Raw genomic sequence first — 14811 nt, 5'->3', positions numbered from 1 at the left:
GGCATTTTTTAATTATGAATTAGTTAATTGACGGTAGTAATTCATAAGGGTGATTTGGAAATATGGGTAAATAAAGATTCCTAGAATTGGAAATACTAGCAAGTTCGTTGATAAATATAATAAGAAGAACCAACCGATAAATGATAGTTGTAGGATAAATAGTTCACCCTTATGACCAACCATTAGTTTCCGACTAGCGGTAATGGCAGCGAGTGGTGAAATCGGATGACCATTCTTGATGGCATCCCGATAAATATAAACCGCCTGGGAGTATGAATAATTCTTAATGATCCCTGGCACAATGAATAATAACGTCCATAGGAACGTAAATAGGAATTGTAATAATACAATTGCCAGTACGCCTAGCACCATTCGATTGCCGAATAGGGCGGTCGACTTACCAATGGGGTTTTGATAATCGCTACGGTGTCGGATTAAATCTAAAATATTGAATGATAGGCCAATTAATACTAGGCCGCCTAAAATCCCAATTAATTGCGTTAGATATACTGGGCCTCGTGCGAGGGTAGCATAGGCATCCATGACGGAATCACCATTATTGACTGCAACGAAGAGGGCGTCAGAAACACTCCGGGCAATCATATTACTAAGGGTCACTAAGATTAAATAGGGTAAGAATAAGATAAAATAGAAGCGAAAGTGCTTCATGAATTCTTGATTGGCAGCTGTCTTAAGATTACGAATTTGCATGCTGATCCTCCTGAAATAGTTTAACCATATTTTACCATAAAAAAAGCTGGTGAATTTAAATTCACCAGCTTAATGATTAGCGGTTTGCAGCAAAGCGCTTGGAAATAATTTTATCAATTTCGGTAACACTTAGCACCACGATTCCGGCAATGATGGAAATAATCCAACCGGATGCAGGAATACTTGCGGTCTTGAACGCATCTTGCATGAATGGCACGTAAGTTAATAGCACTTGTAGTAAAATCATTAATCCAATAATCCAGAATGCAGCGGGATTACTGAAGAGGGCCTTTGAAAATAGTGGTTCACTTGTCCGAATGTTGAAGAGGTAGAAAATCTTACCAAAGACAATTACGTTCACCACGACGGTACTTGCGACTTCAACGCTCCAACCACTATTGGTTAACAGATCGAAGACCACAATCCCACAAATGGCCATTAATGAAGAAATGTAGGCGATGCGGTACATATCACCCTTGCCTAGTAATGAACTATTGTTATCACGCGGCTTTTTATCCATGATGTTCTTTTCAGCCGGTTCGAAGATAAACGCGAATTGAATCGTAATGGCGGAGACCATGTTGATCCAAAGTAATTGGGTTGCGTTTAACGGCATGTCATTCTTAGTCAAAATGGTAAAGGCAATGATTAAGCCTTCCGCAAACGAAGTTGGTAGTAAGAATTGAATACTCTTCTTAATGTTATCGTAAATCCGCCGTCCTTCACGAATGGCAGTGGATAACGTACCGAAGTTATCATCGGTTAAGACCATGTCAGCGGAATCCTTCGCAACGTCGGTTCCCTTAATTCCCATGGCCACTCCAATATCAGCTCGTTTTAAGGCGGGGGCATCGTTGATTCCGTCTCCAGTCATCGCGGTAACCTTACCACTAGCCTGTAATGCCTTGATGATTTGTAGCTTATTTTGCGGTGTCGTTCTAGCAAACACTTGGTTTTCTAAAACGGCCTTAGTAAAGGCGGCTTCATCCAATGCATCTAATTCAGCACCGGTAATGGCGTGAATCGTAGGGGCTAACCCTAATTTTTCACCAATGGCTTTGGCGGTAACGGGGTTATCACCAGTGATCATCTTCACTTCCACCCCAGCGGCATTCATTTCCTTCAAGGCTTGGACCACTTCTTCGCGTGGAGGGTCAATGATTCCGGCTAATCCCAGGAATTGAACTCCAGAATTAATTAGGTCATGTGAAATTTCGTTCACATCAGCGGCCACTGGTTTATAACCAACGGCAATGACCCGTTTTCCAGTCTTAGAAAGGGCGTGGACCTTAGCTTCCCACGCATCAATATCGAAGTTAGCGTCGGTCTTTTTCGCTAATGCTAAAATCTTATCGGGAGAACCTTTAACGAACAGGGTCTTTTGACCAGCTTCGTTTTGAACCACTTTCCCCATGTAACGAAAGGCGGAATCGAACGGTAGTAAGTCGACTTCTTGGTTCTTAGGAGCAGCTTTCGTTTGCATCCCCTTATGGTAAAGCGTTAGGAATGCACCGTCAGTTGGCTCACCGTTGATTTCCCACTTGCCATCTTCATGGTTCAACGTTGTATCGTTAGCCTCGAACCCAGCTTCTAAGAAGAGGTCTAAGGCTTTATTATGGACAACGGGTTGGTCTTTGTCATCTAAGATTTGCCCTTCTGGTTGATAACCAGTTCCAGTCACGTGATAAGTAGCATTTGGTAATAAGACATCGGTCGCAGTCATTTCATTTTGCGTTAACGTCCCCGTTTTATCAGTGGCTACCACGTCCACGGATCCTAATGTTTCCACAGCTGGTAGGCTTTTAACGATGGTGTGTTTGTTCTTAGCCATGTCACTCACCCCACGGGAGAGGACTACGGAAGTGGTAGCGGGTAATCCTTCCGGAATGGAACCCACGACCATTGCCACAACGGCTAATGCTAGGACGGAAACGGAGTAAGTTTCAAAGTATAATCCAATTAAGAATAGGATTACGGAAGCAATCATGATCACGTATGAAACCCACTTCCCTAATTGGTCTAATTCATTCATTAGGGGTGTTTTACGTTCAGTCGTGTTATTAACTTCCTTAGAAATTTGACCGATCTCAGTATCATTTCCAGTTGCGGTAACAATCCCCGTCCCACTTCCAGAAGTAACGGAAGTATAGGAGAAGGCCACGTTAGTCTGTTCGGCTAACGATGGGTTGTCCGCAGTAATGACATCGGCATTTTTTTCAATTGAATCGGATTCACCAGTCAATGCTGATTCTTGAATCCGAAGGTTATCAGTGTCAATCAACCGTAAGTCAGCGGGGACCCGGTCACCGGCTTCAAGGAAGACGACATCTCCTACGACAATGTCTTTGGTGGGGATGTCAATTCGCTTGCCATCACGGTAAACGGTAGAAGTAGTTGATAGAATCGACCTGATTTTTTCAAGTGCGTTTGAAGCGTTGGCTTCCTGGTAGTAACCAATAATTGCGTTTACTAATACCACTAATGCAATGATGGTGGAATCAGAGTAATGACGCATTAATAAAGTTAGAATTGCAGAAAGAATTAGTACATAGATAATGACATTATTAAATTGGCGTAGAAATAGCTTTAGCTTAGAATCCTTCTTGAACTGGAGTTCGTTAGGACCGTTTTGGGCTAATCGTTCACTCGCTTGTGAGCTAGTCAGTCCGCTTTCAATATCTTTAATCTGATACTTTTTCTGAATTTCTTTTTCCGATAATTTAAAATCCTTCATAAAAATAATCTCCTTTGTAAATGTAAAATAGCTGTTATGTTAGTCATAATAACTATTCCATTAGGAAATAATGAAGGGCAATGATGAACCTTGGTCTTATGAGATCAGGGCCACTATCCATGTGCTACACCTCCTTTAGATTAATCACTATCATACCAGAACTAGACGAATAATACTATTATTATTTACTAATTTTTAATAAATATTTTTGGTAAGTGAATAAATGCTAAAAAAAGGGTAAACAAAAAACCCCTGGTTCAAACCAGAGGTTCAGTGATGATTATTCAGCGCTAGTAATATTATTTTCAGTTAAATGAACGTAATAGTTAGCAAATGTTAAACGAGTATATGGGGTTACGTAGAAGATGTTGGCAAGGCCTAACGTAATGATTCCTAGTAAGTACCAAAGAATAAAACTAAGGATCAATAGGAAAAATTCCCCTTTGTGACCATCCATTAATTGCCGACTCTTCGTTATTGCTTGATTGTAGCTAACTGGTTGGTCATTGTCTAACCCATCCCGAAAGATAAATTGGGCTTGTGAGTAAGCAAGTGACTTAATTGTGGTAACCACTGAGGTAGCAATTAATAACAAAGCAGCAAGAAAGACAAGGGCAAAAAATGCCGCTTGATTACGATTCAATGTGACTGCTACAGCTACTGCAGCTATTGCTAGGATATAACCAAGTAGTGACCACAAGAAAATATAAACATACTTAAGTAGTCCAACCATAAAGGCGCCAAAGAAGTAATCACCACGAGTGAAGATATTGAAGGCCTTTTTGAATCCGCCCTTAAAGGTGGTATCTTGACCACGCATCACCTTGATCATGACGAAAAAGGCACTAAGTAATAATACATTGGCAAAGATGGAGAAAAGACCTCCAGAAGATGATACGTTTTGAGTGTTATAAACGCCATTAGCATTGCTAGTCATTTGGCTAACTTGAGATGAGAATTGTGTAACGTAACTTCCGCCACTAATAATGCTTAAAATATACGCTGGTAATAATAACAACAGAAAAAAACCGTAATGTGGGGCTAATTGTCCCTTGGCTTCCGCTTTTAAATCAGCAAATTTCAAAATAATTCCTCCTAAATATGTGTCATATCTATTATACCAAACTCATCTCAACTATTAAAGAATTCATTAAGTTACTAGTGATTGACTGACTTTAAAAGGGCTTGCATTTGTTGACCAATCGTTTGTAGTTCTGAAAACGGATAGTTAAGTCGATTTAATAGGAAGAATTGTCGTTCAAAATTGTGGTTCAAGCGTTCGAATGGGATCCCTGCGGGTAGGACATCTCTTGAAATGATTGATTGGCCAATGCCGGCTGCTAAGCAGCGGACGATTAAGTCATTATTGTCGATTAAAATCCGCTTCTTGGGTTTTAAATTGCGCTGTTTAAAAAATTCTTCTGTATAGTGATAAACGCCAGAACCATTTTCTCGTTCGAGCCAGGTATCACTTTTGGGATTGCCAGCGTGCACCAATTTATCAGTATGAAATGCAGTGCGTTGAATGTTGGGCGTGACGATTGCTTTTTCGATTAGGCCGAATTCTAGTTGATGATTGGCCATTTGTTCGGCAATCACTGTGGAATTAGTAACCGTTAGGCTGAGTTTAACGGCATTGGGAATTGCTAGGGTTTGTAGTAATTTAGGCACCACAACGTCAGCGGTGGTATTGGACACGCCGATTCGGCACTGGATGCGATGGGGATGATGGTTGGTCAACTGGCGTTGAAGCGCTTGTTCTTGTTCAAAGATGCTAACGCCTTCGTTGTACAGTTGATCAGCTAATTCAGTCGGGGTGACCTCACTGCGTGAATTACGGGTGAAGAGGGTGGCGCCGAGTAAAGTTTCTAACTTTTTGATTTGTTGGGAGACGGATGATTGGGACACAAAGATTTGCTTAGCTGCCAGTGAAAAATTACGGTTCTCATAAACGGCGCGAAACGCGGGGAAAAATTTGAACATGGTTAATGGCTCCTTTAATTCGTTTTGGTAATAGTAATTATTATAATTATTAATTTCTCTTATTAAAAGAGGCTTGCTATAATTTAAGCATAGTTCAAATAAGGGAGACGATGAAAGTGGTTAATACAATTAAACAACGGGTGCCAGGATTTGGGGTGGCCCTATTAATTGCCATTATTAGCCAACTCCTAACGCTGGTCATTCCAGACTTAGGAGCGGCAACGATTGCAATTCTACTCGGAATCATTTTAGGGAATACCTTCGTTCGCCAGCCAATTCTTACGGCCGGAACCAAGTTCGCAGAAAAACGGTTACTAGAGTATTCCGTAATGCTATTAGGATTAACGATTACGTTTCAAACCATTTTGCAACTTCATTGGAGCGGGTTATTGTTCATCATCTTACAAATGACGATTACCATTTGTGCTGCCATCATGATTGGAAAGTGGCTGCAATTCGATGATGGAATCTACCTATCCATGGCGGGTGGAAACGCCGTTTGTGGTTCGTCAGCCATTGCATCGATTAAACCAGTCATTGGGGCTAGCGATGAAGACGCCGGGATGGCCATCACGTTGGTTAACCTAATGGGGACCGTCTTAATGTTGTTGCTACCAATCTTAGGAACGGTTGTGTTTGGCAACGTTGACTTAACCCGCGGTGCGTTGATCGGAGGAACCGTTCAATCAGTAGGACAGGTAATTGCCAGTGCCACCATGGTTAACCAATCAACGGTTGAATTTGCGACGTTATTTAAGATTATGCGAATCATTATGTTGGTCGTAATTGTCCTCGTCTTTTCACGGATTCACCAACATAACGTGAGTGCTGAACAAACTGTGGAAGCAGTTGAAACAGATGTTAAAAAACACAAAATTGATTTTCTACCTTGGTACGTGCTTTGGTTCTTAATCTTTTGTATTGCCAACAGTTTGGTTCACTTGCCTAACTTTATCGGTACCTTCGCCCACTTCTTGAGTAGTTGGTGTGAAATCATTGCCCTAGCCGCAATTGGCTTACGGCTGAACCTAAGCGCCTTTTTGAAGGCCGGCAAACGCTTTGCAATTTACAGTATTGGGGTTGGGGCCATTCAAGTGGTCGCAGCGTTGATTTTAATTAAATTATTGATTCATGCATAAAAAAGATCGTGCTAAATAGCGCGATCTTTTTTTGGAATTTAATTATAATTTCTTCCAAACTTCATGGGTAATGGACGGGAAGAGTGGGATGATCGATTGAATTTGCTTAGGTGTCATCTGCAATGCGATGGCTGGCAACAATGAATCAATTGCATTATCCGCTTGTTCACTCATTTCAGTCACGCCGACCAACCGGTGGTCTTGATTGAATACCAATGCTTGTTTAGCTAGGTCTTGGTGGTCAACTTGGCGGAACCAATCCTTAGTTAAATCGGTAAAGACGACTTGGTAGCGGTCATCATCGATGGCTTTGGCAACGGGCACGCCGGCTTCAGCAATGCGTGGCGACGTGAAAGTCACGGATGGAATTACCGGATGGTCAATTGGTTCATTGGTTTCGCCACTGATGAAGCGGGCGATGTATTTAGATTGGAAAGTTGCTGATGGGGTTAAGTTAGGATAAACCGTATCGGTAATATCACCGGCAGCGAAGATATTTGGAACGTTAGTTTGCAAGTGGTCATTAACTTCGATGCCATGGCGGTTATACTTGATACCAAGTTCATCTAGACCATAGCCACTTACGTTCGGAACCCGGCCGGTAGCATCTAAGATCCAATCAGTTGGTTGGGATTGTCCATCCCCATATTCAACGCTAAGTTTTCCATCAGATTCCTTAAATGCACTGACGTTGGCATTGCGCACGAATTTAACACCGCGCTTCGTTAAGTCATCAACGATTGCTTCAGCAAATGGTTGATAGAATTTACGTAAGGCTTTATCACCATGCATCATAACGGTTACGTCAGCACCAAATTGATTAGCGATGGTTGCAAATTCCATTGCAATGTAGCCACTCCCGACGATGACGATGTGGGCGGGTAGATTATCTAATGCTAAGAAGTCCTTGCTGTTGTGTGCTAGTTCGGTGCCGGGAATATCAAGTTGGTTGGGATGAAGCCCAGTGGCGATGACGATTTTGTCGGCAGTCTTTGTGGTGCCATCAATATCGATGGTGTGGGGATCCTTTAACGTAGCCCAACCATGGAGCACGTCAATGCCGGCTTTAATGAACTTATTTTCCAGTCCACCGGCAAGTGGATCAATGACTTCGTGCTTGTACTTCATATTGGCAGCCCAATTCATGGCGAGGTCGCCGTTGACCACGTTTTTCATCCGTTCTTGGGTGCGAGATAGTTGAACGGGGCCATCTAAAACTAACTTAGCGTTACAGCCCCAATTAGTACAGGTTCCACCGACGGCTTCCGCCTCGATTTTGGCCACTTTGTAGCCTTGATTGGCGAGAAGTGGGGCTCCATCGGAACCATGACCGGCTCCAATGAATACAACATCGTAATCGTAGTTTGATTTTGACATAAAAATTCCTCCTAAGGTATTAAAAAAACGAAGTAGATTGTACTTCGTTTTGAATGTTTATTTATTTTTTAATAATGAATTAAATGGTACCCCAAACATCACTAGCAATTGATGGGAAGATTTGAATGATCCGTCCTAATTGTTCCTTAGTGTACTTAAATTCAATTGCTGGGATTAAGGTGTTGATTGAGTCAACAGCATGGGAACTAACTTCAGATGCCCCAACTAATTGACCAGCCTTGTTGTATACCAATGCGCGTGCAGAGTTAGTATCGTTATCAACTTGGTAGTACCAATCACCACTTAGGTCAGTCTTAACAACCTTGTAGTCGTCGTTGTTTTCAGCTTCGGCAACGGGAACCCCGACTTCGGCAATCCGAGGAGAAGTGAAGACGTTCGTAGCAACTACTGGGAAGTCGATTGCATCGGTGGTTTGACCAGTGAAGAGGGAAGTTAAGTAACTGGATTCAAAAATCGCAGTTGGAGTTAACTTAGGTTGGTCACTATCGATAACGTCTCCAGAAGCGTAAATATTGTCAACGCTAGTTTGAAGATGATCGTTAACGGCAATTCCACGGTGTTCATCGTACTTAACACCAATTTCATCTAAATTCATGCCGTTGACATTTGGTACCCGACCAGTGGCGTCTAAAATCCAGTCACTAGCAAGGGTTTGGTTATCACCGTATTCAACTGCGTAACCATCATCAGTCTTCTTAAAGCCACTAACGTTACTGTTCTTAATGAAGTGAACACCACGTCTTTGTAAGTCAACTAAGACCTTGTTAACAAATGGTTGGTAGAACTTACGAAGTGCAACGTCACTGTGTAATAATACGGTTACGTTAGCACCAGCAGCGTTAGCAATGGTTGCAAATTCTAATGCAATGTAGCCACCACCAACAATGGCGATGTTCTTTGGTAGGTGAGTGAGGGCTAAGAAGTCCTTACTGTTGAAAGCTAATTCAGTGCCAGGAACATCTAGTTTGTTAGGAGTTAAACCAGTGGCAATTACAATCTTGTCAGCGGTTTTCTTTTCGCCATCAACTTCAACGGTGTGGGCATCAGCAAACTTACCGTAGACCTTAATTACGTCAATGCCGGCATCCTTCATGAAGCCTTCGATAGCACCAGGAAGAACGTCAATGATGGAGTGCTTACGTGACATGTTAGCAGTCCAGTTAATTGATAATTGTTCACCGTTCAATTGATCTTTGATGCGTTCTTGTTCACGGGTCAATTCAACGGGCGCGTCAAGCGCAATCTTGGCGTTACAACCCCAGTTAGGACAAGTCCCACCGATTGCTTCTGCTTCGACTACGGCCACCTTCTTGCCGGCAGCAGCAAGGGGAATTGCACCGTCAAAGGTACCGTGACCGGCACCTAAGTAAAGAACATCATAATCATAATTTGTAGCCATAAGAAAATGCCTCCAATTAAGTTTTATTTACTATCTTTATTATACATTTTTCATACACAAGTATTCTAGCATTTAGTTCGGTTGTGTACAAAGTATTTGCTTAGCAGCTGATTATACAAATTAATTCAAATGTATTATCATTAATTTATATTAAAGATAAAGGTGGGTTTAATAATGAAAAAATATATTTATGCATTAACGGTATGTGCCGCGGTCATAAGCGTTAATGGTTCTTTGATCAACGTGGAGGCCAGTAAGGCTAGAACGCATGTTACTAAGTCGAAGAAAAAGGTGTCGAAGAAAAAGGTGTCGAAGAAAAAGGTTAAGTATGGCTACACGATTAGCGGCAAGAAGATCAATATTAAGAAGGCTAAGGCACACGGGTATATCTATTTAAAGGGGTATGGTTGGGCCACTAAGCATCAGGTACACAAGATCAAACGCCAACAAAAGCAAGCTGCACAAGATGATAGTAATCAGAATGATAGCAGTCAGAGTAGTAATGATACATATAATAACGCTGATGCTAACACGACTTCTAATACTGATACAACCTCTAACGCTAATGCTAACGCAAGTTCGAATAGCAACCAACAGCATGTCGTTGTGGATGGATTTGATCAAACGGATGGTAAAATCGTTGACTTGGATGCATATCGCAGTGCCTACCGCGCAGCAGCATTAAAACAAATTAATGCACTAAGAGCTTCATTGGGAGTGGCGCCATTACAGGATAATGCTGATTTAGATAAAGTGGCTGATGTTCGAGTTCAACAAAACATTGACCTAGGAAACATGTCGATCAGTCACTATGACAGTAATGGTAATTTCCTTGGTGATTCTGTTGCTAAGCAATTAGGGGTCAGTGCACCAGATGGTGAAAACTTAGCTGCTAGCGGTGGTGATCTTGAGACGCCGCAAAGTGCCGCCCATGACCTTACGCAAATGTATATTGATGAAGGGCCTGACAAGGGGGATGGCAAAGAACATGGGCATTATCAATCGCTAGTTAATCCATCCTATGGATCAATTGGGATTGGCTTTGGCTACACTAATAGTTCTGATTACGGAGCAGTAACTTATGATGCGGAAGATTTTGCTGATCAAAGTCAAAACAATTCTTCCAGTTCATCGAATAGTCCGGTAACGATCACTACTAACACTACTAATAATAGTAGTGATAACAGCACTTCTACAGTTAATAGTAGTGATAATAGCACTTCTACTGCACAGAGTGGGTCCGCAGATCAATCTACGATTCAGGCTAGTGATGTGCATACAGTTCAAGACATGGGTAAGTTTAATACTCAGCATGAAAAACAATATGACGCATTGGGGCAAGTACCTACCGATACACCATTTATGACCTATCAAGCCAATGCTGGTGGTGGTTGGGTCGGCACCCCAACTCAATTGGGATATAAGATTACCAATGACTACTTCTATTCTACGCATCATATTGAAACAGCGTCTGATGGCGTCAAAATTTACGTTAAAAATGGCTATCACATGGTTTACGATGCAAATGGTCAAGGCCATGAAGTGGCTAACTAAATAACCCAAACTAAAAAAGACTGAGCTAGCTGTAAAGCTAGTCCAGTCTTTATTTTTATAACTACAATTTAGTTTTCAGGATATTCAGGAGTCCACTTAGTATCTTGGATGGCTTGATCCACGTCCTTGATATCTTCGCGGGTAAGGCCTTGTTGAATAGCGCTATCAGCAACTGCTTTAGCAACTGTTTCTGAGAATACGTATAGCTTAGAAACAGGTGGTAATACGGCAGCTCCTGGTTTAGTGGTATCAACGATGCCACTGAGTGAGTGGGCAGCGGCTGAAATCATTTCATCGTTTAATACGCTGGCAGTTGAAGCGATGGCCCCTAGTCCTAATCCAGGGTAAACCAGGGCGTTGTTAGCTTGTCCAATTTGGTAAGTAACCCCATTGTATTCGATGTCGTCTACTGGAATTCCAGTTCCGATTAAGGCTTTACCATCGGTCCACTTCAAGAGGTCTTCAGCCTTAGCTTCCGCTAACTTAGTTGGGTTAGAAATTGGGAAGATGATTGGCCGGTCAGTATGGGCTGCCATGTCCTTAATGATGTCTTCAGTGAATGAATCTGGTTGAGTGGAAGTTCCGACCATGATCGTTGGATGGACTGCTTTGACCACTGCTGCTAGGTTAGTTAATTCATCTGGGTTGTCAAATTCGGACCGGGAACGAGCGAATGGCTTTTGTTCTGGGGTAAGGGTGTCATCATCGTCGAATAATAGTCCTTGCTTATCAACTAAGTAGAAGTGCTTTTTAGCTTCTGCTTCTGACATGCCTTGTTGAACAAATTCTTCACAGACCCGTGAAACGATTCCGGCACCGGCAGTTCCAGCTCCGAAACAAAGGTATTTTTGATCCGCTAGTTTTTCACCTGAGATCTTTAATGCGCCTAAAATTCCAGCAAGCACGATGATTCCAGTTCCTTGAATATCATCATTAAAGATGGTGTATTGATCTTTGTACTTGTTTAAGATGTTGGCAGCGTTGGAACGACCAAAGTCTTCAAAGTGAAGGTACATATCTGGGAACAATGATTCAGCACTCTTAACGAACTTATCAACGAATGCGTAGTATTTGTCACCGTAAACCCGCTTTTGGTGGTTACCAAGGTAGAGGGGATCCTTCAATAATTCTTCATTATTAGTTCCGGCGTCTAAGACTACTGGTAGCACTTGGGATGGATCAATGCCAGCCGCAGCGGTGTAAACCATTAACTTCCCAACGGCGATATCGACCCCGTTAGTTCCCCAGTCACCAATTCCTAGAATTCCTTCGGCATCGGTAACCACGATTAAGCGAATGTCACGACCATCGGCAGCGTTCTTTAATGATTGTTCGATGGAATCTTGATCATTAATAGATAGGAAGGTTGCGTTTTGTGGTTGGATGAATAATTCACTGTAGTTTTCGATTGATTCAGCAATTGTTGGATCGTATACGATTGGCATAAATTCAACAACGTGTTGGCTGAATAGTTTGTAGAATAAAACGCGGTTTTCGTTAAAGATGGTCATCAAGAAAATCCGTTTTTCAAGATCAGATGGCTTGGATTGGTATTGACCATATGCTTGAGTTGCTTGTTCGTCTAATGATTGAACGTATGGTGGCAAGAGGCCTTCAAGCCCTAGTGCCTTCCGTTCTTCCATTGTAAAGGCAGTGCCCTTGTTCTTAAATGGATCGTTTAAAATATTGTATCCCATGGAAATTTCCTCCTCTAAAGTGCTGCGTTGATTAATTAATAGCTTCATATTAAGCCTAAGGTTATTTTATAGTCAAAAATGTGATTTATGATAAAATATGCTTATAAGTAATTGCTAGATGCTGATACAAGGGGGATTTATGAACACTCGTGATTTAGAATATTTTATTAGCTTAACTTAAATTAAAAACTTTTCGAAGGTTGCCCACAAATTTAACGTTAGCCAACCTACGATTACGTTTGCGTTGCAGCGACTAGAACGGGAAATGAATAGTAAGTTAATTATTCGCCACCGCAATCAAGAATTAATAATTACGGATAGCGGCGATCAACTACTCCTGCACGCTAAGGCCATTATTAAACACTACCAATTAGCCCGTTCTGAAATCGAAAACATGAAGGAAGACAAGTTAGTGTTAGGCTTGCCGCCGGTAATTGAAAATAACTACTTCCCACAGGTTTCAACATTATTGAAAGATAATGGGCTCCTTGATAAGATTGAAACAATTGAAATTGGCTCAGAAGCGACATTGAAGGCCTTAAAAAATGGTGAAATTGATTTAGCCTTGATGGGCTCAATTAATCCGTTAGTGGAATCGACCATCTATGCAGAAGAATTTGATCGGCGACCATTTGCCATTTATGTTTCAAAAAAACACCCCCTTGCCAAGCAAAAAGGTGTATACTTTAAGGACTTAAAAAAAGAGGACTTCATTTTGTTTAAAGATGGCTTTATTCATAACAACGTGTTCAATGCAATGGCTAAACGTAATCATTTCCGACCTAAGGTGATCTTTCGCTCGGGGAGTTCGCATAGTATGTTGAAAATGATTGAAAATAATGTCGGCATTGGATTATTTAGTACGTTGATGTCAGATGCCAGCGACCAATTAGTCAAGCTAGACTTATTGGACCAAGATGTGCCTCGGTTTGTAACAAGCATTGTTTATCGCCGTTCACATAAATTTAATTCCCTACAGATGCAAATTTTAGAACAAATTCGGCGAGCGTTAATTTAAAATTAAAACTATAAATAAGTAGGTGAGAAAGTTGAAGGGAATTGTATATACTAAGTCTGGGCAGTTGGACGGGGTCAAAATGAATCAAGTGAATAAGCCAGTACCGGCTGAAGATCAAGTCTTAGTGCGGGTGAAGAGTTCCTCAATTAACTTTCTTGACTATGTACCGTTCGAAAAGCACTTTACTAAGGGCCGGCGCTTAATTGGGCCTAGATTGTCATTTAAACGTTTTTTGGATTCAGGAATTAACAATGTCATGGGCTGCGACTTTGCTGGAATTGTTGAGGCAGTGGGCAAGCAGGTACAAGATATTGAAGTTGGTGACAAGATCTTTGGCATCACCAATGACTTTCACTTTGGGGCCTGGGCTGAATATGTCTGCGTTAATGAGTCGCAATTGGCGTTTACGCCATCCAACCTAGGGTTTAAAGAATGTGCAGCATTACCAATGGCTGCCGGGACGGCGGTTAGCTTGGTAACTGGGGCTAAGGTATCGGTGAACCAACAGGTCTTATTAGTAGGGGCCACCGGTGGCGTTGGCTTATATGCGCTCCAGTTAGCTAAGTCCCTAGGTGCTGAAGTGACGGTAGTTAGTCGACCAGCTGGCTTTAAAACGGTTCAAAAGTTCGGCGCTGATCACGTCATTGAAGCACGGGAAAACTGGGCGAAGGGCGTCACCACTAAGTTCGATAGTATCATTATCTTAAATGGGCGTCGTTCACTCGGGGCAATGCGTCGATTATTGACCCCGAATGGGTACTATGTTGAAGTACATCAAAATAAAACTGAAATTAGTAAGAATCCGTTCGGCGATATGATGGAGACGGGCGTGCGCTGGAACCGGGGCCACTTTGAACGGTTAATCGTTCGTCCAGATTGGTTATGGAAAGTAGCGAACCTAGCTCAACGCCAATCCATTCGTCCCTATATTGAACAGACTTTTTCCATCAATGATGTTCAATCGGCCATCAAATACGCGATTCAAAATCATCTGAATGGTAAGGTAGCCCTAATGATGGATTTTGATGGGGAATATAATGAAGAACGCTAATTCAAACACCATTACTTTGAATGGTGTTTTTTATTTGGGTAAATTAATTTGCAATTAATGCTTGTCTTAAAGCTAACTTGAAGGTCTATCATAATTAATGCGCTATGAATTTAAAAACAATGATTAA

At 41.7% G+C, this 14811-nt stretch carries 11 protein-coding genes; 4 read left to right on the top strand and 7 right to left on the bottom strand.

The annotated features are described in order from the left end of the window. Nucleotides 1-12: 12 nt before the first annotated feature. The 4 genes from R4146_RS01440 to R4146_RS01425 form a co-directional block, all read right to left on the bottom strand. Nucleotides 13-711, bottom strand: a complete 699-nt coding sequence (locus R4146_RS01440) for a DUF975 family protein (RefSeq protein ID WP_339959688.1) — start codon at nt 709-711, stop codon at nt 13-15. A 76-nt stretch (nt 712-787) separates the two neighbouring features. After that, on the bottom strand, nt 788-3451 hold the full coding sequence (locus tag R4146_RS01435; RefSeq protein ID WP_373695345.1) for an HAD-IC family P-type ATPase: 2664 nt from the start codon (nt 3449-3451) through the stop codon (nt 788-790). 274 nt (nt 3452-3725) lie between these two features. Continuing rightward, complete coding sequence (locus R4146_RS01430) at nt 3726-4529, bottom strand: DUF975 family protein (protein WP_339959686.1); 804 nt, start codon at nt 4527-4529, stop codon at nt 3726-3728. Between the two features lie 74 nt (nt 4530-4603). Then, a complete protein-coding gene (locus tag R4146_RS01425; protein ID WP_339959685.1) occupies nt 4604-5428 on the bottom strand; it encodes a LysR family transcriptional regulator in 825 nt (274 codons plus the stop codon). Between the two features lie 110 nt (nt 5429-5538). Here R4146_RS01425 and R4146_RS01420 point away from each other — a divergent pair, with 110 nt between their 5' ends. Then, nucleotides 5539-6567, top strand: a complete 1029-nt coding sequence (locus R4146_RS01420) for a YeiH family protein (protein ID WP_339959684.1) — start codon at nt 5539-5541, stop codon at nt 6565-6567. 42 nt (nt 6568-6609) lie between these two features. Here R4146_RS01420 and R4146_RS01415 read toward each other — a convergent pair whose 3' ends face one another. Next, nucleotides 6610-7944, bottom strand: coding sequence for a dihydrolipoyl dehydrogenase family protein (locus R4146_RS01415; protein WP_339959683.1), 1335 nt, complete (start codon nt 7942-7944; stop codon nt 6610-6612). A gap of 79 nt (nt 7945-8023) precedes the next feature. Next, entirely contained in the window at nt 8024-9364 is a 1341-nt protein-coding gene (locus R4146_RS01410; protein ID WP_339959682.1) for a dihydrolipoyl dehydrogenase family protein, read from the bottom strand. Nucleotides 9365-9538: 174 nt separating this feature from the next. Here R4146_RS01410 and R4146_RS01405 point away from each other — a divergent pair, with 174 nt between their 5' ends. Then, complete coding sequence (locus R4146_RS01405; RefSeq protein ID WP_339959681.1) at nt 9539-10918, top strand: CAP domain-containing protein; 1380 nt, start codon at nt 9539-9541, stop codon at nt 10916-10918. A gap of 68 nt (nt 10919-10986) precedes the next feature. On the opposite strand, the gene R4146_RS01400 is transcribed toward R4146_RS01405, so the two are convergent. Beyond that, nucleotides 10987-12615 carry a malolactic enzyme gene (locus R4146_RS01400; protein WP_339959680.1) on the bottom strand — a complete coding sequence of 543 codons (1629 nt, stop codon included), beginning with the start codon at nt 12613-12615 and terminating at the stop codon, nt 10987-10989. 181 nt (nt 12616-12796) lie between these two features. Here R4146_RS01400 and R4146_RS01395 point away from each other — a divergent pair, with 181 nt between their 5' ends. Beyond that, nucleotides 12797-13633 carry a LysR family transcriptional regulator gene (locus R4146_RS01395; RefSeq protein ID WP_339960628.1) on the top strand — a complete coding sequence of 279 codons (837 nt, stop codon included), beginning with the start codon at nt 12797-12799 and terminating at the stop codon, nt 13631-13633. Between the two features lie 31 nt (nt 13634-13664). Then, a complete protein-coding gene (locus tag R4146_RS01390) occupies nt 13665-14684 on the top strand; it encodes a quinone oxidoreductase family protein (RefSeq protein WP_339959679.1) in 1020 nt (339 codons plus the stop codon). Nucleotides 14685-14811 lie beyond the last annotated feature (127 nt).

The organism is Nicoliella lavandulae (genome assembly GCF_037546185.1).
Classification (GTDB): Bacteria; Bacillota; Bacilli; order Lactobacillales; family Lactobacillaceae; genus Nicoliella; species Nicoliella lavandulae.
The sequence above is the reverse complement of the archived record's forward strand: the minus strand, read 5'-3'. Positions and strand labels throughout refer to the sequence as shown.

Excerpts from the sequence above, each read along its gene's own strand:
- R4146_RS01440 (WP_339959688.1), bottom strand. The coding sequence starts at position 711 with ATGCAAATTCGTAATCTTAAGACAGCTGCCAATCAAGAATTCATGAAG.
- R4146_RS01425 (WP_339959685.1), bottom strand. The coding sequence starts at position 5,428 with ATGTTCAAATTTTTCCCCGCGTTTCGCGCCGTTTATGAGAACCGTAAT.
- R4146_RS01420 (WP_339959684.1), top strand. The coding sequence starts at position 5,539 with ATGAAAGTGGTTAATACAATTAAACAACGGGTGCCAGGATTTGGGGTG.
- R4146_RS01415 (WP_339959683.1), bottom strand. The coding sequence starts at position 7,944 with ATGTCAAAATCAAACTACGATTACGATGTTGTATTCATTGGAGCCGGT.
- R4146_RS01410 (WP_339959682.1), bottom strand. The coding sequence starts at position 9,364 with ATGGCTACAAATTATGATTATGATGTTCTTTACTTAGGTGCCGGTCAC.
- R4146_RS01405 (WP_339959681.1), top strand. The coding sequence starts at position 9,539 with ATGAAAAAATATATTTATGCATTAACGGTATGTGCCGCGGTCATAAGC.
- R4146_RS01400 (WP_339959680.1), bottom strand. The coding sequence starts at position 12,615 with ATGGGATACAATATTTTAAACGATCCATTTAAGAACAAGGGCACTGCC.